The sequence below is a fragment of the Rhizobium indicum genome (assembly GCF_005862305.2).
In the GTDB taxonomy this organism is placed as follows: Bacteria; Pseudomonadota; Alphaproteobacteria; order Rhizobiales; family Rhizobiaceae; genus Rhizobium; species Rhizobium indicum.
This window is the reverse complement of sequence record NZ_CP054021.1, coordinates 2691821-2713401: the sequence shown is the minus strand read 5'-3', so window position 1 is coordinate 2713401 and position 21581 is coordinate 2691821. Positions and strand designations below refer to the sequence as shown.

General features: G+C 60.5%; 17 protein-coding genes. 6 read left to right on the top strand and 11 right to left on the bottom strand.

Annotated elements, in window-relative coordinates; translation table 11 throughout:
- Positions 1-10: 10 nt before the first annotated feature.
- Entirely contained in the window at positions 11-1399 is a 1389-nt protein-coding gene (locus FFM53_RS13430) for an MFS transporter (RefSeq protein ID WP_138389352.1), read from the top strand.
- A 46-nt stretch (positions 1400-1445) separates the two neighbouring features.
- Here the strand turns inward: FFM53_RS13430 and purH are convergent, their stop codons facing one another.
- The 4 genes from purH to htpX all read right to left on the bottom strand — a co-directional run bounded on the left by purH (position 1446) and on the right by htpX (position 7503).
- On the bottom strand, positions 1446-3062 hold the full coding sequence (gene purH, locus FFM53_RS13425) for a bifunctional phosphoribosylaminoimidazolecarboxamide formyltransferase/IMP cyclohydrolase (RefSeq protein ID WP_138389351.1): 1617 nt from the start codon (positions 3060-3062) through the stop codon (positions 1446-1448).
- Positions 3063-3267: 205 nt separating this feature from the next.
- A complete protein-coding gene (locus tag FFM53_RS13420) occupies positions 3268-4941 on the bottom strand; it encodes a heparinase II/III family protein (RefSeq protein ID WP_138389350.1) in 1674 nt (557 codons plus the stop codon).
- 220 nt (positions 4942-5161) lie between these two features.
- A complete protein-coding gene (locus FFM53_RS13415) occupies positions 5162-6550 on the bottom strand; it encodes an RsmB/NOP family class I SAM-dependent RNA methyltransferase (RefSeq protein WP_138389349.1) in 1389 nt (462 codons plus the stop codon).
- A complete protein-coding gene (gene htpX, locus FFM53_RS13410; RefSeq protein ID WP_138389348.1) occupies positions 6541-7503 on the bottom strand; it encodes a zinc metalloprotease HtpX in 963 nt (320 codons plus the stop codon). The genes FFM53_RS13415 and htpX overlap by 10 nt, the downstream gene beginning before the upstream one ends.
- 110 nt (positions 7504-7613) lie before the next feature.
- Here htpX and FFM53_RS13405 point away from each other — a divergent pair, with 110 nt between their 5' ends.
- The gene (locus tag FFM53_RS13405; protein WP_138331966.1) at positions 7614-7838 is read left to right on the top strand and encodes a DUF1674 domain-containing protein; all 225 of its coding nucleotides are present in this window, start codon (positions 7614-7616) and stop codon (positions 7836-7838) included.
- Positions 7839-8061: 223 nt separating this feature from the next.
- Here FFM53_RS13405 and acs read toward each other — a convergent pair whose 3' ends face one another.
- Positions 8062-10017 (bottom strand): acetate--CoA ligase, encoded by a 1956-nt coding sequence (gene acs, locus FFM53_RS13400; protein WP_138331967.1) that lies wholly within the window; start codon positions 10015-10017, stop codon positions 8062-8064.
- 232 nt (positions 10018-10249) lie between these two features.
- On the opposite strand from acs, the gene FFM53_RS13395 reads away from it, so the two are divergent.
- Positions 10250-10954 (top strand): DUF1013 domain-containing protein, encoded by a 705-nt coding sequence (locus tag FFM53_RS13395; protein ID WP_007632151.1) that lies wholly within the window; start codon positions 10250-10252, stop codon positions 10952-10954.
- A 76-nt stretch (positions 10955-11030) separates the two neighbouring features.
- Here FFM53_RS13395 and FFM53_RS13390 read toward each other — a convergent pair whose 3' ends face one another.
- The 3 genes from FFM53_RS13390 to FFM53_RS13380 form a co-directional block, all read right to left on the bottom strand.
- Entirely contained in the window at positions 11031-11966 is a 936-nt protein-coding gene (locus FFM53_RS13390) for a flagellin N-terminal helical domain-containing protein (protein WP_138331968.1), read from the bottom strand.
- 155 nt (positions 11967-12121) lie between these two features.
- Positions 12122-14032, bottom strand: coding sequence for a propionyl-CoA synthetase (locus FFM53_RS13385; RefSeq protein WP_138389347.1), 1911 nt, complete (start codon positions 14030-14032; stop codon positions 12122-12124).
- A 75-nt stretch (positions 14033-14107) separates the two neighbouring features.
- A complete protein-coding gene (locus tag FFM53_RS13380) occupies positions 14108-14767 on the bottom strand; it encodes a YggS family pyridoxal phosphate-dependent enzyme (protein WP_138389346.1) in 660 nt (219 codons plus the stop codon).
- A gap of 200 nt (positions 14768-14967) precedes the next feature.
- Here FFM53_RS13380 and leuS point away from each other — a divergent pair, with 200 nt between their 5' ends.
- Genes leuS through holA form a run of 3 tightly spaced genes read left to right on the top strand, consistent with a single transcriptional unit; the run spans position 14968 to position 19160 of the window.
- Positions 14968-17598: a leucine--tRNA ligase gene (leuS, locus tag FFM53_RS13375; RefSeq protein ID WP_138389345.1), complete on the top strand. Its 2631-nt coding sequence runs from the start codon at positions 14968-14970 to the stop codon at positions 17596-17598.
- Positions 17588-18109 carry an LPS assembly lipoprotein LptE gene (lptE, locus tag FFM53_RS13370; protein ID WP_138331972.1) on the top strand — a complete coding sequence of 174 codons (522 nt, stop codon included), beginning with the start codon at positions 17588-17590 and terminating at the stop codon, positions 18107-18109. The genes leuS and lptE overlap by 11 nt, the downstream gene beginning before the upstream one ends.
- Before the next feature lie 10 nt (positions 18110-18119).
- Positions 18120-19160 carry a DNA polymerase III subunit delta gene (gene holA / locus FFM53_RS13365; protein WP_138389344.1) on the top strand — a complete coding sequence of 347 codons (1041 nt, stop codon included), beginning with the start codon at positions 18120-18122 and terminating at the stop codon, positions 19158-19160.
- 73 nt (positions 19161-19233) lie between these two features.
- Here the strand turns inward: holA and FFM53_RS13360 are convergent, their stop codons facing one another.
- From FFM53_RS13360 to rsmG, 3 genes are read right to left on the bottom strand one after another with little or no spacing between them, the layout of a single operon-like run.
- A complete protein-coding gene (locus tag FFM53_RS13360) occupies positions 19234-20115 on the bottom strand; it encodes a ParB/RepB/Spo0J family partition protein (protein WP_017962618.1) in 882 nt (293 codons plus the stop codon).
- Between the two features lie 32 nt (positions 20116-20147).
- Positions 20148-20942, bottom strand: coding sequence for a ParA family protein (locus FFM53_RS13355; RefSeq protein ID WP_011654065.1), 795 nt, complete (start codon positions 20940-20942; stop codon positions 20148-20150).
- Between the two features lie 19 nt (positions 20943-20961).
- The gene (rsmG, locus tag FFM53_RS13350) at positions 20962-21579 is read right to left on the bottom strand and encodes a 16S rRNA (guanine(527)-N(7))-methyltransferase RsmG (RefSeq protein WP_138389343.1); all 618 of its coding nucleotides are present in this window, start codon (positions 21577-21579) and stop codon (positions 20962-20964) included.
- Between the last annotated feature and the right edge of the window lie 2 nt (positions 21580-21581).

Sequence of the window (21581 nt, the reverse complement as noted above, 5' to 3'; positions counted from 1 at the left end):
GAAGGAGCGGATGTTGAATCGCATTGACTGGACAGGAACGCAACCGCCGAAGGCCACGGAGAAGGGCATCTGGGGGTGGATGTTCTTCGATTGGGCAGCACAGCCCTTCTTCACCGTGGTCACGACCTTTATCTTCGGACCCTATTTCGTTTCCCGCCTGACCGATGACCCGGTTTCCGCGCAGACGACGTGGAGCAACATGGCGACGATCTCCTCGGTGATCATCGCCCTTCTCTCACCCGTCCTCGGCTCGATCGCCGACCAATCCGGCGCACGCAAACCCTGGATCGGCTTCTTCGCGGTCATCAAGATCGCCAGCCTCTTCTGCCTGTGGTTCGCCGCACCCGGCTCGCCTGTTCTCTATCCCGTCATTTTCATGATCCTCGCCTCGATCTCGGCCGAGTTCTCGATCGTCTTCAACGATTCGATGATGCCGCGCCTGGTCGGCAAACACGAGGTCGGCAGGCTCTCCAACACCGCCTGGGGGCTCGGCTACCTCGGCGGCATCATCGTCCTCATTGCCGTGGTGACGCTTTTGGCCGCGAGCCCCGAGAGCGGCAAGACCGTCCTCGGCCTCGATCCGCTTTTCGGTCTCGATCCTGAGACAGGCCAGGATGCCCGCATCACCGGGCCGATCTCGGCCGCCTGGTATCTGATCTTCATCCTGCCGATGTTCTTCTTCACGCCCGATGTCGGCAAGGGTCTTCCCTTCGGCACCGCGGTGCGCTCCGGCTTGCGGGAACTCAAAAACACGCTTGGCGAGCTCAGAGAGCGCCGCGGCATCCTGACATTCCTCATCGCCCGCATGATCTATCAGGACGGCGTCAACGGCCTGCTGATCCTTGGCGGTATCTTCGCGGCCGGCATGTTCGGCTGGGCAACGATCGAGATCGGTATCTACGGCATCATCCTGAATGTCGTCGCGATCTTCGGCTGCCTGATCGCCGGCCGCGTCGACAAGAGCGTCGGTTCGAAGGTGACCGTCGTCATCAGCCTCACCATGCTGCTTCTCGCCACCATCGGCATCATTTCGACAGGACCGGGTTACACCCTGTTCGGACTGATGCCGCTGCCGGTGGCGGATTCCGGCGGCCTCTTCGGTACGGCGGCGGAAAAGGCCTATATTCTCTATGGCCTGCTGATCGGGCTCGCCTTCGGGCCGGTGCAGGCCTCGTCACGCTCCTATCTCGCCCGCAGCGTCAACATCGAGGAAGCCGGCCGCTACTTCGGCATCTACGCGCTTTCGGGGCGCGCCACGAGTTTCATGGCGACGCTGCTCTTTTCGCTGGTGACCTATATGAGCGGATCACCGCGGCTTGGAATGGCAACGCTGATCCTGTTCCTCGCTGGTGGCCTGGTGCTCCTGATCCGCACGCCCTACCCGGCCGATCGCGCATAGGGACGAACCTACTCGAGGAAGAGCGCCGGCCACGGCCCGCGCCCGATCAGTGCCGGAAATGGCGCATGCCGGTAAAGACCATTGCGACGCCGTGTTCGTTGGCGGCATCGATGACTTCCTGGTCGCGCATTGAGCCGCCCGGCTGGATAACCGCCGTCGCCCCTGCGGCGATCATCGACAGAAGACCGTCGGCAAAAGGTAGGAAGGCCTCGGAGGCGACCGCCGAGCCATGCGTCATCGGCACTGCGAGGCCGAGCGCCTTGGCGGCCTCTTCGGCCTTCAGCGCAGCGATGCGGGCGGAATCGACGCGGCTCATCTGGCCGGCGCCGATGCCAGCCGTCTGGCCGTCCTTGGCATAGACCACGGCGTTCGACTTCACATGTTTGCCGACCTTGAAGGCGAACTTCATGTCATCAAGTTCCTGCGCCGTCGGCGCCCGCCTGGTGACGACCTTGAGTTCCAGATCCTCGACCATGCCGTTGTCGCGGCTCTGGACGAGCAGGCCGCCGGAAACGGTCTTCGCCGTCAGGCCCGCGGCACGCGGATCGGGCAGGCCGCCGGCAGACAGCAGTCGCAGGTTCGGTTTGCGGGCGACGATCGCCTTCGCCTCCTCCGTGACATCCGGCGCGATGATCACTTCGGTAAAGAGCTTGACGATCTCTTCGGCGGTTTCGGCATCCAGCGTCTGGTTGAGCGCGATGATGCCACCGAAGGCGGAAACGGAATCGCAGGCGAGTGCCCGCCGATAGGCCTCGACCAGGCTCGATCCGGTGGCGACGCCGCAGGGATTGGCGTGCTTGATGATCGCGCAGGCCGGCGCCTTCTCTGGCAGGAACTCGGCGACGAGCTCGTAGGCGGCATCCGTATCGTTGATATTGTTGTAGGAGAGCTGCTTGCCCTGGAGAAGAGCGGCCGTCGAAACACCCGGACGCTTCTCGCCGGTCACATAGAAGGCGGCCTTCTGGTGCGGGTTTTCGCCGTAACGCATCTCTTCCTTCAGCGCACCGCCGATGACCCGGTGGCGCGGCGTGTCGATTGACAGCGCCTCGGCGAACCAGTTCGAGATCGTTGCATCATAGGCGGCGGTGCGGGCATAGGCCTTGGCGGCCATGCGCTGGCGGAAGGCGTAGGCGGTCTTGCCGTCATCTGCGGAAAGCTGCTCCAGCAGTTCGGCATAATCGGCCGGATCGGTCAGGGTCGTCACATAGGCATGGTTCTTGGCCGATGCGCGGATCATCGCCGGACCACCGATGTCGATATTCTCGACGGTCGTCGGATAGTCGCCGCCGGCTGCGCGCACCTCCTCGAAGGGGTAAAGGTTGATGACGGCGAGGTCGATGCCCTCGATGCCGTGCTTTTTCATCGCGTCCTGGTGTTCGCTGTCGTCACGGATCGCCAGCAGGCCGCCATGCACCGTTGGATGCAGCGTCTTCACACGCCCATCCATGATCTCCGGAAAACCGGTGATTGCGGAAACATCGGTGACGGCAAGACCGGCAGCGGTGATCGCTTTAAACGTGCCGCCGGTCGAAAGCAGGCGCACACCTCGGGCAGACAAGGCGTGGGCGAGGTCGACGATCCCCGTCTTGTCGAAGACGGAGATGAGCGCGGTCTTGATTTCGACCTTGTCGGGGGCGGGGATCTTCTTGGAAATGACGGCCATGAAACCTTCTCCGTTCGGGCTTCGGGAGGACATCCGCAAGGGATGTTCGCATGCTGGCGCCGCGTTAGCACAGCTTTGCCGCCGCGCAAACAGGCGTCAGCGCATGACGCCAAAAAGCACGAGCCATTTTGGACGGCATCGTACTTTACTTCCTTGCTGTGGATGGGATCCCGATTTTGGCTGCTCGGCTCAAAATCATCCGCTTCTAGCCTTTGCGGGACAAAAACCAGCGGATTTCGGTCTTCTCGGCAAGATCGAAATCGATCTCGATCTGGTCCGAGCCGCAAATGCCGGAGCTGTCGGCAAAGAAGATGTCCTCGGCGATCAGCACTTCATTGCCAGGTGCGGAAAACAGCCAGCTTTCGCCGTCCGGCGCCGTCAGCAGCACGGACTCCCCGTCACTCTGATGCAGGACGATCGAAGGATGGATATGAAAACGGGCGACGGCCTTCAAGGGCTCGTCATGCTCATATCCTTCGCGGACGACGAGCCGGTCGCGGCCTGTCACGATCGAACCTGCGGCATTGAGTGTCAGCTCACGCTCGTGCAGCACCCCGAACACCCTGAGGTAACCGTCATGGCTGAGCTTGATGCCGTCGCGTCCGTCTTCGGTTTCGGCACGCTCGACGGTGATTGTCCTCACCGGTTCGGTGATTGCGTGGTTCAGGAAGGGCGAGGGCGAAAAACGGCTGGACGAGGTGTCGTTGAGGATGACGGTCGAATGCGCCGCCGTCGTGCGCGCCATCTGGACATAACGGTGCCCGGCAAATTTCGGCGAACCGGAATTGACGATGAAGCGATGGCGGCCGGACGACATCTCGAAGGAGAGGCTGCCGGCATGCACGGTGCGAAGCGCGCCTCCTGAAGGCGGTGTGCCGGTATCGGCAATGATCACCGTTTTTCCCCCGGAAAGCCGCTGATAGCGCGAATGCGGCAAGGCCTTGAACGGCTGACCGGCGGTTTCGTCATATCGCAGCACGGACATCAGCTCGTTTGCAAGCGTCGAGGTCGCCCCGTTGAAGAGCGCCAGGTCCCCGTCCTGATGGCGAAAGAATCGCAACGCCGGATACATCCGGTCTATGCCGGAGATCAGCTTCTGCGGCAGGTCATGGCCGAGATTGACATAGGTCTGCCGGAGCGGCAGCAGATCGAGCAGCAATTCCAGCCCGACGCGCGGATTGCGCGACACATGGCCGCCATCTGATAGAATCTGGCTATCGAATTCGCGGTCGAGCGCCTGCGCCGCCCTTCTGAGCGTAGAGGCGCGCGCCGGCATGGCGACGGAAGCCATGGCGAGCGCAATACGCAGCCGAAACAACTCCAGGCCGCCGAGGGTGAACGGCGCCATCCGGTGCAGGAATCTCACCTGGAACGCCAGCGACTTCATGAAGCGGCGATAAAAGCCACGGTCGGCATTCTGCAGTACCACCGGCGAATGCGACAGCCAGGCAATAACGCGCTGGGCGGTGACGTCGGTTTCCCAGGCAATCCCCTCCATGCGACCGGCATGGATGGAAAGCCAGCTGTCGACGATCGCGCGGGCGACAGCCGAACTACGCTCCGTCTTGTTCGCCCGCATATGCCGCAGCCAGCCGAAGCTGTGAAGACGGATCGCGAAGGGGCGCGAGGGCAGGGTGAAGGTGAAGGGCGACTTCTCGTTGGTTTCCAGCATGCGCCCGGCCAGGAGAAACCGTCCGTTGAGGATCTCGTCGGCCACATGCGGATCGATGCTGCGGAGATCGGTCGGCGCGACGATCAGACGCTCGGGCACCTTGATCGAATGACGAAAGAGCTTCAGGCGCAACAACGCGACGCGGCGCAAGGCGCGCCGCCAAGCCTCCCGAACATACATGCTCGCAAAACGCCGACCGGACTGCATATTCTATTGTCTATTGACCCTCGTGGTTAAGAATAGGTGAAAAGCGGCCGATTTCATCGTCCGCAATGAATTAATTCGTGACAAGGTTCGAATATACGCACATTGACGCGTTTCACCTGAAATCATGCCGCAGGTTTTGGAGAGAACGGCGTGCATGACGTGAGGCTATGAAGCACCTCGTATAGTGCGAGAGATCGCCGCGAGCGCTCACGCCTTGCAATCAGGCCAGGCGCCGCAGCACCGCCGCATAGAAGCCATCGAGGCCGGAGCCGATGCCGTCAGGCATTTTCAGCATGGTGGGAAGCGTGCGGAATTCGCCGAGCGGCGTGATCGCCGTCTCAAGGCCCGGCCAGTCACCGGCGCCGATCGGAACGCGCTCGACCGCATCCATATCGGAAAGAACACGCGCGACGACATCCTCACCCTCGACAGGATCGAGCGAACAATTCGAAAAAACCAGCGTGCCGCCCGGCTTCAGCAATGTCAGCGCATGACGCAGCAGCCGCTCCTGCAGCGCCGCCAGCCTGGCGATATCCTCAGGCCCCTTGGTCCACAACACGTCAGGGTGCCGGCGTGTCGTGCCGGTAGAAGAGCAGGGAGCATCGAGCAGAATCGCGTCGAAACGCTCCGCCGGCTCGAATGTCGTCAGATCTGCCGCAATCGTCTCCGCCTTGAGGCCGAGCCGGTCGAGATTCGAGCGCAGCCGTCTCAGCCGGTTTTCCGACTGGTCGAGTGCGGTGACCGCGCCGCCGGCAAGGATGAGCTGCGCCGTCTTGCCGCCGGGCGCAGCACAGAGATCGGCGGCACGTCTGCCCGAGAGATCGCCGAAAAGCTTCGCCGGTATGCTTGCCGCCGCATCCTGCACCCACCACGCGCCCTCGTCGAAGCCTTCGAGCGAGGGAATGCCGCCGTCGAAGGCGGCGAGACGAATGCCGCCTGTGGGCAAAACAACGCCGTTCAGCCGCTTCGCCCAGCCTTCGGGATCGGACTTGACGGTCAGATCGATTGCCGCCGGTTCGAGCTGGGATTCCGAAATTGCCAGCGCCGTGTCCCGGCCATAGGCCTTTTCCAGCCTGGCGATGAACCAGGCCGGCATCGGCGCGACCTTGCCGATGGCGTCGAGCACCTGCTCCTTCTCGCGACCGAGCCGGCGGAGGATGGCGTTGACCAGCTTGGCGAAACGGCGATTGCGCGGATCCTGATTGGCCTGCTCGACGGCGAGATCGACGGCCGAATGATCCGGCACATCGAGATAGAGGATCTGCGCCGCCCCGATTGCGAGCACGTGATGCAGCGCTCTTGCGCCCTCCGGCAGCGGCGAATCCAGCAGGCCGGCAATCGCGGCATCGATGCGCGGCAAATGGCGCAGCGTCGTGTTCAGGATGGCGCGGACGAGCGCCCGGTCGCTTTCGCCGAGCGCCCTATAGGCCGGATTGCCGTGTTCATGATCGAGAGCGCCGTCGAGCGGCAGCTTGCGGTCGACGACGGCGGCGAGAATTTTTGCCGCCGCGGCCCGGGCCTGCAAGCCAGGCTTTACCGGAGCAAATCGCTCGGTGGAGGGCTTATGCTTGCGGAATGGCTTCTTCGTGCCGTCTGAATTCAAGACCACGGACCTTTTGGCGGTTGCGAACCACCGCGACCAAGACCCGTATCCGGAACAGAGCGCGATTTGCGCGACGGATTAGCAGCACGAGCCGGCGACGTCGAGACATTCATGCCGCTTTGCGCCATGTCCTGCAGCGCGGCGATGCGGTTTTCCGTGTTCGGATGCGTGGAAAACAGATTGTCCATGCGCTCGCCGGAGAGCGGATTAATGATGAACATATGCGCTGTCGCCGGGTTGCGCTCGGCATCCTCGTTCGCCACGTGGGCAGCGCCCCGCGCGATCTTGCCGAGCGCCGAGGCGAGCCAGAGCGGATTGCCGCAGATCTCGGCGCCGCGGCGGTCGGCCGAATATTCGCGCGTGCGGCTGATCGCCATCTGCACCAGCATGGCGGCGAGCGGCGCCACGATCATCGCGACGATGACACCGACGAAGCCGAGCGGATTGCTGTTGTTCTCACGGTTGCCGCCGAAGAAGAAGGCGAAGTTGCCGAGCATGGAGATCGCGCCGGCAAGCGTTGCCGTGATCGTCATCGTCAGCGTGTCGCGGTTCTGAATGTGGGCCAGTTCATGCGCCATCACAGCTGCGACCTCCTCGGCAGACAAGGCGCTGAGCAGGCCGGTCGAGGCGGCGACGGCGGCATTGGCGGGATTGCGGCCGGTAGCAAAGGCATTCGGCTGCGGGCTGTCGTAAAGATAAACCTTCGGCATCGGCAGGCCGGCATTGCGGGCGAGATCGCGCACGATCCGGAAGAATTCCGGCGCGTTGCGCTCGTCGACTTCCTGCGCGCGATAGGCCGAAAGCACCATGCGGTCGGAATTCCAGTAGGAGAAGAAATTCATGCCGGCAGCAATGACAAATGCGATCATCATGCCGGCGCGACCGCCGATCAGGAAGCCGACAAACATGAAAAGCGCCGTCATGAAAGCAAGCAACATGGCAGTGCGAACGAGGTTCATGGCGGATCTCCATCTCCGATTTCGGCGTCACAAGCTTTCAATCCCGGCACCGGCGCATTATGATTTGGTTATTCATCAGCCATTTTCAATATTTCCGGCAGGAGACGGCCATGCAGGACGCCGATAATGACAACAGCGAAACGCCGATGGCCAAGGGATCGGAGCCGCCGCGCAAGATGCTGTCCCCGGCTGCCAGACGCGCCCTTGCCGAAGCCGAAGAGCGGCGAAAGAGCCAGAAGCCGCTGGAACTGCAGCCGGAGATCGGCGGCCGCGGCGGAGCCGAGCCGGCGCGCTTCGGCGACTACGAAATCAATGGCAGGGCGATCGATTTCTAAGCCAATATTACTGTTGGCTTCTGCGGCCGCAGCAGAATGGAACTAAGAATCCGGCTAACGATATTTTGGGCGCCAGGTATTTCAGCCGCGTCTAGCGGCCGTGACCTCGCCGGCAATCTTCTCAGGGCTTCGCCCGTGAACATGCTTGGATGCCGCAAACCACGCATCGAATACGCGGAAGCAAATAAGCCGCCCCGGAAGGGGACCGGAACGGCTCGATCTATCAGGCGGTCGCCTTGTTTTGCCGGTTGGCGATCAGATCGTCGACGACTGCCGGATCGGCAAGCGTCGAAGTGTCACCAAGCGCGCCGAAATCGTCTTCGGCGATCTTGCGCAGGATGCGGCGCATGATCTTGCCGGAGCGGGTCTTCGGCAGGCCGGGCGCAAACTGGATCTTGTCGGGCGCGGCGATCGGGCCGATCTCGGCCCGCACATGTTTTACCAGTTCCTGCCGAAGCGTATCCGATCCCTCGTGACCGGACATCAGCGTCACATAGCAATAAATACCCTGGCCCTTGATCGGATGCGGGTAACCGACGACTGCGGCTTCCGAAACTAGATTATGCGAGACGAGGGCGGATTCCACCTCGGCCGTGCCCAGCCGGTGGCCGGAGACGTTCAGCACGTCGTCGACGCGGCCGGTGATCCAGTAATAGCCGTCCGCATCGCGCCGGCAGCCATCGCCGGTGAAATACTTGCCCTTGTAGGTGGAAAAATAGGTCTGGATGAAGCGCTCGTGATCGCCATAGACCGTGCGCATCTGGCCCGGCCAGCTATCGGTGATGCACAGATTGCCGTCGGCCGCGCCTTCCAGCACCTTGCCTTCATTGTCGACCAGCTGCGGCTTGACGCCGAAGAACGGGATCGTCGCCGAGCCGGGCTTCAGATCGGTGGCGCCGGGCAGCGGCGTGATCATGTGACCGCCGGTTTCCGTCTGCCACCACGTATCGATGACGGGGCAGCGCTTGTCGCCGACGACATTGTAATACCACTCCCAGGCCTCGGGATTGATCGGCTCGCCGACCGTGCCGAGCAGGCGCAGCGAAGAGCGCGAAGAGCGCGTGACGAAGTCGTCGCCGGCACCCATCAGCGAGCGGATCGCCGTCGGCGCCGTATAGAAGATGTTGACCTTGTGCTTGTCGATGACTTCCCAGAAACGCCCCTGGTCCGGGAAATTCGGCACGCCCTCGAACATCAGCGTCGTCGCGCAGTTCGCAAGCGGCCCATAGACGATATAGGAGTGGCCGGTCACCCAACCGACATCGGCCGTACACCAGTAGACGTCGCCGTGGTGATAATCGAAGACATATTCATGCGTCATCGCCGCATAGACGAGATAACCGCCGGTCGTGTGCAGCACGCCCTTCGGCTTGCCGGTCGAGCCGGACGTATAGAGAATGAAGAGCGGATCTTCCGCCTTCATCTTCACCGGTGGGCATTCCGCCTTCACGGTGGCAATTTCCTGGTGATACCAGAGGTCGCGGCCCGGCGCCCAGCCGGTCTTGCCGCCGGTGCGGCGAACGACCAGAACCTTCTCCACAATCACGTGCTGGCGTGCCGCAATGTCAATTGCGGTATCGGTATTGTCCTTCAATGGCACCGGCTTGCCGCCGCGCAGGCCTTCGTCGCAGGTGATGACGAAGGTGGATTCGCAGTCGACGATGCGCCCAGCCAGCGCCTCGGGCGAGAAACCGCCGAAGACGACCGAATGCACCGCGCCGATGCGGGCGCAGGCGAGCATCGCATAGGCCGATTCGGGGATCATCGGCATATAGATGGTGACGCGATCGCCCTTCTTGACGCCGTGCTTCTTCAACACGTTCGCCATCCGGCAGACATGCTCGTAGAGCTCGTTATAGGTGACCTTCTTGTCGATATAGGGGTTGTCGCCCTCCCAGATGATCGCCACCTGGTCGCCATTCGTTTTCAGATGACGGTCGATGCAATTATAGGAGACGTTTGTCTGACCGTCCTCGAACCATTTGATCGAAACCTTGCCGGTAAAGGAAGTGTTTTTGACCTTGGTATAGGGCTTGAACCAGTCGATCCGCTTGCCGTGCTTGCCCCAGAACTTGTCCGGGTTCTCGACGCTTTCCTCATACCATTTCAGGTACTTTTCCTTATCGATCAGGGCGCGCGCCTTCACCGGCTTCGTGACCGGGTAGATCTTCTCCGACATGCAACTCCTCCTCATGGGACATGCGACGGGCCGATTGAGCTGGGAAGGGCCCGGACTGGAAATCACGGCAATTCATAGCAGTTCGCATCGCCACGGCAATTAGACAAAGGTCATTTCATTTCGGAAGAATTGCAATTCTGCGACAGTGCGGTTATATAGCGCCATATTTCCCGGACATTGTGGTGACAATCCACGGACCGCGACCGGCGCGGACGATAGAAGGACTATATCCATGGCTCAAACACTGCTCATGCCGAAGGCGACAGCCATCTGGCTCGTCGACAATACGGCACTGTCTTTCGATCAGATCGCGCAGTTCTGCAAACTGCATCCGCTCGAAGTCAAGGCGATCGCCGATGGCGAAGCGGCGCAGGGCATCAAGGGCCTCGACCCGATCTCGACAGGACAGCTTTCCCGCGACGAGATTGCCCGCGCCGAGGCCAATCCGAACCACAAGCTGAAGCTTTCCGAACCGAAGGTGCGGGTGCCGGAATCCAAGCGCCGCGGTCCGCGTTATACGCCGGTTTCCAAGCGTCAGGACCGCCCGAACGCCATTCTCTGGCTCGTTCGCAACCATCCGGAGCTGAAGGACGCGCAGATTTCCCGCCTCGTCGGCACGACGAAATCGACGATCGAGCAGATCCGCGAGCGCACCCACTGGAACTCCGCCAACCTGGCGCCGATGGATCCGGTCACGCTTGGCCTCTGCAGCCAGATCGATCTCGACATGGAAGTGGAAAAGGCCTCCAAGGGCCGTCCGCTGCCGACCGCTGCCGAGCTTGGCGCGACGCTGCAATCGGCCCAGGAAACCGAGCGCCTGACCCCGAGCTACGAGCGCGAGGAGGAAAAGGAAAAGGAAATCGACGCCGATGCCGTCTTCCGCAAGCTGAGCTCGCTGCGCTCGGCGCCGAAGGACGAGGATGACGATCAGTACTGAGACATCATAGATCGCATGAAAAACCCGCCGGTATGAGCTGACCGGCGGGTTTTTTGTTGCGGATGGCCTGTTTCGATTAGCTGCGGAACAGGGTGAGGATGTTCTGCGCCGAGCTATTGGCGATCGAAAGCGACTGGATGGCAAGCTGCTGCTGCGTCTGCAACGCCGTGAGCTTGCTCGATTCCTCCTCCATATCGGCATCAACCAGGCGTCCGACGCCGGAGTCGATCGAATCGTGAAGGCCGCTGACAAACGTTTCCTGCAGCTGGATACGGGTCGAGATCGAGCCGAGCGCCGAGCCGGCGGCGGTCATGGCGCCGAGAACCAGTTCGATACCGGCCAGGGCTGCGTCGAGCTGACCCTGGGTGAAACCAGTGATGTCGAGAGCATATATCGACGGCATGACGATGACCGTACCGCCATAGGTTCCGTTGAAGGCCGTACCGATGATACCGCTGCTCGTCTCGATCGCACCGGTGCTGGTCATGCCGAAAAGCACGTTTCCAAGCGTGCCTGAATCGAGCACGTAGTCCGTCGTCTTGACTGAAACGGCATTGCTGCCATCGCGCACGAAGGACGAAACGACGCTCTTCGTGCCGGAGGCGCCGGCAACCCAGTTTTCGCCGGAGAAAGACGCCGACTGGGCAATGCTGAGCAGCTGCTCCTGAAACTGGTCGAGTTCCTGCTGGATCTTCGTCTTGTCGACGCCCTTTTCCGTGGCGGCGACGATCTTGGCCTTGATTTCGCTAACGACATCGAGAGCGCTATCCATGGCCGAATAGGCGGTATCGACCTTGGCTGCACCAAGCCCGAGCGCGTCGGAGACGGCCGAAAGCGCCTTGTTGTCAGAACGCATGGTCGTAGCAATCGACCAATACGCGGCATTGTCAGCCGCCTTTTCGACACGATAACCCGATGAAACGCGACCTTGGGTGTCCTTGAGGCTATCGTTTACGCCGCGCAAAGTCTGCAGCGCTGCCATGGCAGCGTTGTTGGTGAGGATGCTTGTCATGATCCGTTCCACAATCGTTGAGAAAGGGGCAATCCGGACTAAGCCGGTAACGGCGACCGCGTCATGCAAAGCCTGCTATGCAAGCCATTGCCGTTAACAAATGCTTGCATCAACATGGTTAACAATTCCTCAATTAGGCTTACCGAAAGTTTAATTCACATCGGCAGGGAGCCTAAACCGCGGCCGCGCAGCGCCTCGGCAATTTCCTCTAAAATCGTTGGATCATCGATGGTTGCAGGCATTTTCCAGGGTATGCCGTCGGCGATTTTCTGCATCGTGCCGCGCAGGATTTTGCCGGAGCGTGTCTTCGGCAACCGGTTAACGGTTATGGCCGTCTTGAAGGCGGCGACAGGTCCGATCGAATCACGAATCATCGCCACGACCTCTGATTCGATCGCCGTCGCGTCGCGGGAGACATGTCGTTTCAGCACCAGGAAACCGCAGGGCGCCTGACCCTTCAGCGCATCGATCACGCCGATAACCGCGCATTCGGCGACATCTGGATGACGCGCACAGACCTCCTCCATCGCCCCTGTCGAGAGCCGATGCCCGGCGCAATTGATGATGTCGTCGGTGCGCGACATGATGAAGAGATAGCCGTCCTCATCGACATAGCCGGCATCGGCCGTCTTGTAATAACCGGGAAACTCATCGAGATAGGCGGAGCGAAAACGGTCGTCGGCGTTCCAGAGGGTCGGCAGGCAGCCGGGCGGCAGGGGCAGCTTCACGACGATATTGCCGAGTGTTCCCGCCTCGATCGGATGACCGGCATCGTCGAGCACCGCAATATCATAGCCGGGCATCGGCAGCGCCGGCGAACCGTGCTTGACGGGAAGAGCGCCGAGGCCCAGCGGATTTGCGGCGATCGGCCAGCCGGTCTCCGTCTGCCACCAATGATCGATGACGGGTAAGCCGAGCATGCGCTCGGCCCATTTCAACGTCTCCGGATCCGCCCGCTCGCCGGCAAGAAACAGAGCGCGCAAATCCGGCATGGGATATTGGTGCATCAGTTCACCGTCACCGTCCTCCCGCCGAATGGCGCGGAATGCCGTCGGCGCCGTGAAGAGCACCCGCACCTGATATTCCGAAACGATGCGCCAAAATGTGCCGGCATCCGGAGTGCCGATCGGTTTTCCCTCGAAGATCAGAGTGGTTACGCCTGATAGCAGCGGCGCATAGACGATATAGGAATGCCCGACGACCCAGCCGATATCCGAAGCTGTCCAGAAGACCTCGCCCGGCTTCAAGCCGTAGATATTTTGCATCGACCAGTTGAGCGCGACCATATGGCCGCCATTATCGCGCACGACGCCCTTCGGCTGGCCCGTCGTGCCCGAGGTATAGAGGATGTAGAGCGGATCGGTGGCCTTGACGGAGACACAGGCGATCTCGGCGCCACGATGCTGCGCCACTGCCGCCTCGAAATCCTGATCTCGACCGCTGACGAGATCTGCTCGAAGCTCCGGCCGCTGCAGCACCAGACAGCGATCCGGCTTCGAACGCGCGATCTCGATTGCCTGATCGACCAGTGGCTTGTAGGCGACGATGCGACCAGGCTCGAGCCCGCAGCTCGCGGTGATCACCAGCTTCGCAGCGCAATCGTCGATTCGCGCAGCAAGTTCGCTGGCGGCAAACCCGCCGAAAACGACGGAGTGAACCGCCCCGATGCGGGCGCAGGCAAGCATGGAAAAGACCGCCTCCGGCACCATCGGCATATAAAGGATGACGCGATCGCCTTTGCCGATGCCGCACTCGACCAGTGCTGCTGCGATGGCCATCACCTCCCGAAGCACCTCATCATAGGTGAAACGGCGCTTTTCGCCGTTCATTGCGCTGTCGAAGATGACGGCTGTCTCGCCGCCGCGGCCGCCAGCCACATGCCGGTCCAGGCAATTGTGGCATGTATTGGTTTCGGCGTCTGAGAACCAGCGGCCATAGACGCCGTCATTGGGTGAAAAAATCCGCTCTGGCGGCTTGAACCAGTCGATGTCACTGGCCGCTTCGCGCCAGAAGGCTTCGGGATCGCGTTTCCAGGCCGCATAGGCCTGATGATAGCCGTTCCGCATCTGCTCCTCCCCAGGACATGCAAACCTAATCTAGGCGGCATTAAGGGGAACGGGAAGCCCGACCAAAGCAGCGTTTCAGCGCGTGCCGAAAATCGCTGATCCCACACGCACGCTCGTGGCGCCAAAGGCGATGGCCGTCCCGTAGTCGCCCGACATGCCCATGGAAAGTTTTTCGACGCCGCATTTGAGCGCGAGCTTAGCCAGCAGGGCGAAATGCGGTCCGGGATTTTCCTCGGCCGGCGGAATGCACATCAAACCTTCGATCGAAAAGCCGAGTTCGTCGCGGCAGAGGGCGACGAAGGCCGGCGTGTCGTCAGGAGCGATGCCGGCCTTCTGCGGTTCGAGCCCGGTATTGACCTGGACATAGAGCCGCAGCGCCTTGCCTTGCCGCTTCATCTCCTCGGCAAGCGCGCGGGCGATCTTTTCCCGGTCTACCGTTTCGATCACGTCGAAAAGCGCCACAGCATCCGCCGCCTTGTTCGATTGCAGCGGTCCGATCAGATGCAGCTCGATATCCTGATGCTCTGCCTTCAGCGCCGGCCACTTGCCCTGGCTTTCCTGCACCCGGTTCTCGCCGAAGATACGCTGCCCGGCTTCGATGGCCGGGCGGATCGCGTCCGCCTCGAAGGTCTTCGACACCGCGACGAGCTGAACAGAACCCGCCGGACGACCTGCCTCGCGTTCCCCGGCCGCAATCCGCGACCGCACATCGTTCAAGCGCTCTTGAAGTTCCATCGTTCTGCCTCGACATACCAGCATGAAAGGATCGGCAATGAACTAACCAGCCAGCCTGTGCTTGCCAAGACCCGCCTTCGCGAAATCGCCTAGTCATGACCAAGATCGGACGCTCGCAGCGCCTGCAAAACTTGACGCTACGGTGGTTTCATGGTGAAGGTCTCGACCAACTCCCCTGATTTTCCGGAAATACGAATACCATGGCCACCGAACGTTATAATCCGCGCGATGCCGAGCCCCGCTGGCAGCAGAAATGGAATGAAGACAAGGTCTTCGAGACCGACAATGCCGATCCGCGCGAAAAATATTACGTCCTCGAAATGTTCCCCTATCCCTCGGGGCGCATCCATATGGGTCATGTCCGCAATTACGCCATGGGCGATGTCGTCGCCCGCTACAAGCGCGCCCGCGGTTACAACGTGCTGCATCCGATGGGCTGGGACGCCTTCGGCATGCCGGCGGAGAATGCCGCCATGGAGCGCGGCGTGCATCCCGCCTCCTGGACGCACCAGAACATTGGCTCGATGAAGGCGCAGCTGAAGGCCATGGGTCTTTCGCTGGACTGGAGCCGCGAATTCGCCACCTGCGACGTCGAATATTATCAGCACCAGCAGCATCTCTTCCTGGATTTCCTGGAGAAGGGCCTGGTCTATCGCAAGCAGTCGAAGGTCAACTGGGATCCAGTCGATAACACCGTGCTCGCCAACGAACAGGTGATCGATGGCCGCGGCTGGCGTTCCGGCGCGCTGGTCGAACAGCGTGAACTGACACAATGGTTCTTCAAGATCACCGACTTCAGCCAGGATCTGCTGGACGCGCTGGATACGCTCGACCAGTGGCCGGAAAAAGTGCGGGTGATGCAGAAGAACTGGATCGGCCGTTCGGAAGGCCTGACGATCCGCTGGGAGATCGTGCCGGAAACGACACCTGCCGGCGAGAGCGAAGTCACGGTCTATACGACCCGGCCGGACACGCTGTTCGGCGCTTCCTTCTTGGCAATCGCCGCCGATCATCCGCTGGCGAAGGATGCTGCCGCGAAGAACCCTGATATCGAAGCCTTCTGCGAAGAGTGCCGCCGCGCCGGCACCTCGCTCGCAGCACTCGAGACCGCCGAAAAGAAGGGTATGGATACCGGTATCCGCGTCCGGCACCCGCTCGATCCTTCCTGGAAGCTGCCGGTCTATATCGCCAATTTCGTTTTGATGGATTATGGCACCGGCGCGATCTTCGGCTGCCCCTCGGGCGACCAGCGCGACCTTGATTTTGCACGAAAATATGACCTGCCGGTGGTGGCCGTCGTCATGCCGAGGGATGGCGATGCCGCAAGCTTCTCCGTTGGCGACACCGCCTATGACGGTGATGGCGTGATGATCAATTCACGCTTCCTCGACGGCAAGACCACCGAAGAAGCCTTCAATATCGTCGCCGACCGGCTGTCGGCCGCTTCGCTCGGCAATGCGCCGCAGGGCGAACGCAAGGTCAATTTCCGTCTGCGCGACTGGGGTATTTCCCGCCAGCGTTATTGGGGCTGCCCGATCCCGGTCATCCATTGCGATGATTGCGGTGTCGTGCCGGTGCCGAAGGCGGACCTGCCGGTCAAGCTGCCCGACGACGTCACCTTCGACCAGCCGGGCAATCCGCTCGACCGTCATCCGACCTGGCGCCACGTCCCCTGCCCGAACTGCGGCAAGGATGCCCGCCGCGAGACGGATACGATGGACACCTTCGTCGATTCGAGCTGGTATTTCACCCGCTTCACCGCGCCCTGGGAAGAAAAGCCGACCGATCCGGAGGCGGCAAACCGCTGGTTGCCGGTCGACCAGTATATCGGCGGCATCGAGCACGCGATCCTGCACTTGCTCTATTCCCGCTTCTTCACCCGCGCCATGCGCGAGACCGGTCACGTCGCGGCCACCGAACCCTTCAAGGGTCTCTTCACCCAGGGCATGGTGGTCCACGAAACCTATAGCCGCGGCGCCGGCGCCAGCCGCGAATGGGTGGCTCCCGCCGATATCCGTATCGATGAACTCGATGGAAAACGCCGGGCTTTCCTGCTGACGAACAACGAAGAAGTTGCGATCGGCTCGATCGAGAAAATGTCGAAATCGAAGAAGAACGTCGTCGATCCCGACGATATCATCGCCTCCTACGGCGCCGATACCGCTCGTTTCTTCGTTCTGTCCGACTCCCCGCCAGAGCGTGATGTCATCTGGTCCGAGGCAGGCGTCGAGGGCGCCCATCGTTTCACCCAGCGTCTGTGGCGCTTGATTTCCGAAGCAGCGGATGCGCTCTCCGCCGTGGTACCTGCGCCGGCCACCGATGGGGAAGCCTTGTCGATCTCGCAGGCCGCCCACAAGACGCTGAAGGCTGTCGAGAACGACTATGACAAGCTGTGGTTCAACAAGGCCGTTGCCCGAATTTACGAACTTGTCAACGCGCTGGCCGCACCGATGACGAGAGTTGCGGCAGGCGAGGGCGATGCCATCTATCGCGCGGCGGTGCGCGATGCCGCCGAGATCCTGATTCAGCTCGTCTCTCCGATGACGCCGCATCTGGCTGAGGAGTGCTGGGCCGCGCTTGGCAATGAAGGCCTGCTTGCCCGGACAAGCTGGCCGCGATACGACGAAGCACTCGTCATCGAAAACGATGTCGTCCTGCCGGTACAGATCAATGGCAAGAAACGCGCTGAATTGACAATTTCTCGCGATGCAGATCAGAATGCCGTCACCGACGCCGTGCTGGATCTGGATGCGGTGAAGAACGCGCTGAACGGACAGGCACCGAAGAAGATCATCGTGGTTCCCCAAAGGATTGTAAACATTGTCGTTTGATATCGCTTGCAAGCTGGCCCGCAATGCCGGCATCGCCATGATCTTTGCCTCGGCGGCTTTTCTCTCCGCCTGCCAGGTCCGACCGCTTTACTCCGAGAGTTCCGGTGTCGTCGAAAAGCTTTCCTCGGTCGGCTTTTCCCCAGCAAGCAGCCGCGTCGAGCAGCAGGTGCGCAATCGCCTGATCTTCCTTGCATCGCGCGGTGCCGGTGAAGCGGTAAACCCGCAATATCAGGTTGAGATTCGCGCTACCACGTCTGTTGCCGACACACTCTTGACGGATTCGACGGATACGTCGCGCGCTGGCCGTGTGACCGTCAGCGTCACCTACACGCTGCGTTCGGCGACCGACGATCACGTCATCAAGGCCGGCAGCCGCGCGACCACGGCGCTGGTGGATTTTTCCGAACAGGAATTCGCCAAGCAGCGGGCGATCCGTGATGCCGAAAACCGCGCGGCGGATCAGGTGGCGGAATTCGTGGGAGCCGATATCGCCGCTGCCCTCAGCCGCTGAGGGCGGAGATGTGGCAGAGATAAAATCCCACGAATTCGAGACTTTCCTGCAGAAATCGGCACGGAACTATCGGATTTACGTCATCTACGGACCGGATCGCGGCCTTGTTTCCGAACGGGCAAGCCTGCTCGCCGGTAAGAGCGGTGTTGCTCTCGATGATCCCTTCTCGCTGACGAAGCTCGATATTGGCGACCTGCAGAAAGACCCCGGTCGGCTGGTCGACGAGGTCCAGTCGATTGGCCTGTTCGGCGGTGAGAAACTGATCTGGATCCGCGGTGCCGCCAACGAGAAATATCTCGTCGATTCCCTGGCGTTGCTGGCCGATAAACCGCTCGAAGCCGCCTATCTGCTCGTCGAGGCCGGTGACCTCAAGAAGGGTTCCCTGCTGCGCAAAACCGCGGAAGCCGCACGATCAGTCATGACGATCCCCTCCTACGCCGATGACAGCCGCGCCTTGAATGCGTTGATCGATACAGAGCTCAGTGCAGAAAAGCTCGGCATTACGCCGGCCGCGCGCCAGGCGCTGATCGCGTTGATCGGCGGCGACAGGATCGCTTCCCGAAACGAGGTGCGCAAGCTTGCTCTTTACTGCCGCGGCTTCGATACGGTCGAAGAACATCACGTTACCGAAATAATCGGCGACGCCAGCGCCATCTCGGTTGACGACGCCGTCGATGCCATCTTCGGCGGTGATCTCAACGCCTTTCTGCACTCCATGCAAAAAATCAGCAGCTCGAAAACCGCGATCTTTCTTGTGCTGCAGGCATGCTTGAAGCAATTCCAGCTTCTGGATTCGATGCGCGCCGAAATGGATGAAAAACGGCTGCAGCCGCCTCAAATCATGCAGACAATGGGGCGGCATCTGCATTTCCGCCGCAAGCCGATCATCGAACAGGCGCTGCGCCAGTGGACAGCGGAAAGCATCGCCCGTGAATCCAATCGGCTACAGGCCGCTATTCTGCAAAGCAGGCGGCGGCAGGTGCTGGAAGACAGCGTTGCGATGCAAACGCTTCTGTCCACCACCCTTCAATCCGGCCGGAAATCCGCCTGACCAGCACGTCGGCCCAATAATCATGTTTCGGAAAGCACGATGCGTTGTTTCAAGAAGTTAGAGCGTCGGTGCTCTAACGCCTCTCGAGCAAGCGGCAGATTTCCTCGAGCTGCTCTAGCGACTTATAGGAAATTTTAATCTGGCCGCCGCTTGCCTTGTGATTGATCGCAACATCAAGGCCGAGTGCATCGGAAAGCGTCCGTTCCAGCGCCAGCGTGTCGGAATCTTTCTGATCTCGCCGCAAGGCCGCCTGCTGTGGCTCCGATTGTGCCTTGATATTGTTTTGCGCCAGCTTTTCTGCGTCACGCACCGACATGCCCTTGGCAACGATCGTACGGGCAAGACTTGCCGGGTCGGATGTCGAAACCAATGCGCGCGCGTGCCCAGCCGATAGGCTGCCGGCGGCAAGCAGATCGCGAACCGGATCAGGCAATTTCAACAGGCGCAACGAGTTGGCAACATGGCTGCGGCTTTTACCGATGATTTCGCCGAGGTCGTTCTGGGTGTAGCCGTATTCCGCGATAAGCTGCTCATAACCCAAGGCCTCTTCGAGGGCATTGAGATCCGCGCGCTGTACGTTTTCGACAATGGCGATTTCCAGCGCCGTCTTATCATCCACATCACGGATAATGACGGGAATCTCGATCAGCCCGGCAAGCTGAGCTGCGCGCCAGCGTCGTTCGCCGGCGATAATTTCATATCGATCCCGCGACATCGTCCGCACAACAATCGGCTGAACGATACCGTGTTGACGAATGGAGCTTGCGAGATCGTGCAGCTCGGAGTCATCGAAGAACCGACGGGGATTGCGGGGGTTACGGCTGACGAACTCGATCGGGATCATTCTGTCGGCGCTGATAGTCCGCTCGGCTTCCACCGGGACAGGCTGATCCATTTCACCAATCAGCGCCGCAAGGCCGCGGCCCAATCGCCTCTTTGATACATCGTCATTCATGATCTACACTCACCTACACCCCTAAAATGATATCACGCGGCCAGTCTTTGGCGTTCTCGCTGGATGACCTCGGAGGCCAGCTGCAGATAGGCCTGACTGCCCGCGCACTTCAAGTCATAGAGAATAGCCGGCTTACCGTAGGACGGCGCCTCGGAAACCCGGACGTTGCGCGGAATTAACGTGTGGTAAACCTTGTCCCCGAGATGCGTACGCACGTCATTGACAACCTGCTGGGCAAGATTGTTGCGCGCATCGAACATCGTCAAGACGATACCCTGAATATCCAGACGCGGGTTAACTGTCCGGCGAACCTGGCTGACGGTCTCGAGCAGCTGGCTCAATCCCTCCAGCGCAAAGAATTCGCATTGCAGCGGAACGAGGACCGAATGCGCTGCCGCCATGGCATTCATCGTCAGCAGATTGAACGACGGCGGGCAATCCAGAAGAATATAAGAAAACGCCATGGCTTCGGGCGAAGACAGCGCTTTCCGCAATTTGAACACCCGATCGCTCTGCTGCGAGATTTCCATCTCGATGCCAAGAAGATCCATCGTCGACGGGACGATAAACAGATTAGGAACCGCTGTTTCGAGGGTCACTTCGGGGATCCCACGATCACCAACCATCAGATCGTAGGAGGAAAGCTTGCGATCACGACGATCGATACCGAGGCCGGTGCTGGCATTGCCCTGCGGGTCGAGATCGACGATCAAGACACGCTCGCCGATAGCAGCAAGCGCCGTTGCCAGGTTAATTGCTGTGGTCGTCTTACCAACGCCACCCTTCTGATTTGCGATGGTGATAATCCGATGTCGTTCGCCAGCCATTGCCGCAATATCCGATCTGTTAAACCAAGCGCCGGAGATTTGATACTTCCAAAATAACAGATTCCTGCTCGACGGCGCTCTTATGTTCTAACAGATCGAATTCCCACCGACCACGTGCTTTGTCGATTTCCTTCCGGTAATCCCGGCCTTTGTGAAAGAAGCCACGACAATTTTCCTTGCCAAACATCCAAGGCGATGAATATCCGATGAGCGAATCAAGATCCGCAAGGGCACGCGCTGAAATCGCGTCACATTCGCCAACCTCCGTATAAGCATCTTCGATTCGAATGCTATGAACGCTGCCGCGCGCATTTGTCTCCCGCAGCGCTGTCCGCAGAAACGCTGCCTTTTTATGGTTGCTTTCGACCAGATGGACCCATCCACCTTGCAGCTCGGCTAGAAAAATCGCCGTAATAACGCCGGGAAAGCCGCCCCCACTGCCGAGGTCAACCCAGGTAATCGGTTGAGGATGAATCTGAAAGACCTGACTGCTATCAGCGATGTGCCGGTGCCATAGATCATCGAGTGTCGACGGCGCCACCAGATTGATTGCTTTTGCCCACTTCTGAAACAGCGCTGCAAAGTGTTGCAACCGTTCCTGTGTTTCACGTGAAACACGCAAACCGTTTAATTCCATTC

What these genes read in the sequence shown, in the direction of transcription:
- FFM53_RS13430 (WP_138389352.1), top strand. Translation starts at nt 11, where the DNA reads ATGTTGAATCGCATTGACTGGACAGGAACGCAACCGCCGAAGGCCACG.
- purH (WP_138389351.1), bottom strand. Translation starts at nt 3,062, where the DNA reads ATGGCCGTCATTTCCAAGAAGATCCCCGCCCCCGACAAGGTCGAAATC.
- FFM53_RS13420 (WP_138389350.1), bottom strand. Translation starts at nt 4,941, where the DNA reads ATGCAGTCCGGTCGGCGTTTTGCGAGCATGTATGTTCGGGAGGCTTGG.
- htpX (WP_138389348.1), bottom strand. Translation starts at nt 7,503, where the DNA reads ATGAACCTCGTTCGCACTGCCATGTTGCTTGCTTTCATGACGGCGCTT.
- FFM53_RS13405 (WP_138331966.1), top strand. Translation starts at nt 7,614, where the DNA reads ATGCAGGACGCCGATAATGACAACAGCGAAACGCCGATGGCCAAGGGA.
- acs (WP_138331967.1), bottom strand. Translation starts at nt 10,017, where the DNA reads ATGTCGGAGAAGATCTACCCGGTCACGAAGCCGGTGAAGGCGCGCGCC.
- FFM53_RS13395 (WP_007632151.1), top strand. Translation starts at nt 10,250, where the DNA reads ATGGCTCAAACACTGCTCATGCCGAAGGCGACAGCCATCTGGCTCGTC.
- FFM53_RS13390 (WP_138331968.1), bottom strand. Translation starts at nt 11,966, where the DNA reads ATGACAAGCATCCTCACCAACAACGCTGCCATGGCAGCGCTGCAGACT.
- FFM53_RS13385 (WP_138389347.1), bottom strand. Translation starts at nt 14,032, where the DNA reads ATGCGGAACGGCTATCATCAGGCCTATGCGGCCTGGAAACGCGATCCC.
- FFM53_RS13380 (WP_138389346.1), bottom strand. Translation starts at nt 14,767, where the DNA reads ATGGAACTTCAAGAGCGCTTGAACGATGTGCGGTCGCGGATTGCGGCC.
- leuS (WP_138389345.1), top strand. Translation starts at nt 14,968, where the DNA reads ATGGCCACCGAACGTTATAATCCGCGCGATGCCGAGCCCCGCTGGCAG.
- FFM53_RS13360 (WP_017962618.1), bottom strand. Translation starts at nt 20,115, where the DNA reads ATGAATGACGATGTATCAAAGAGGCGATTGGGCCGCGGCCTTGCGGCG.
- FFM53_RS13355 (WP_011654065.1), bottom strand. Translation starts at nt 20,942, where the DNA reads ATGGCTGGCGAACGACATCGGATTATCACCATCGCAAATCAGAAGGGT.
- rsmG (WP_138389343.1), bottom strand. Translation starts at nt 21,579, where the DNA reads ATGGAATTAAACGGTTTGCGTGTTTCACGTGAAACACAGGAACGGTTG.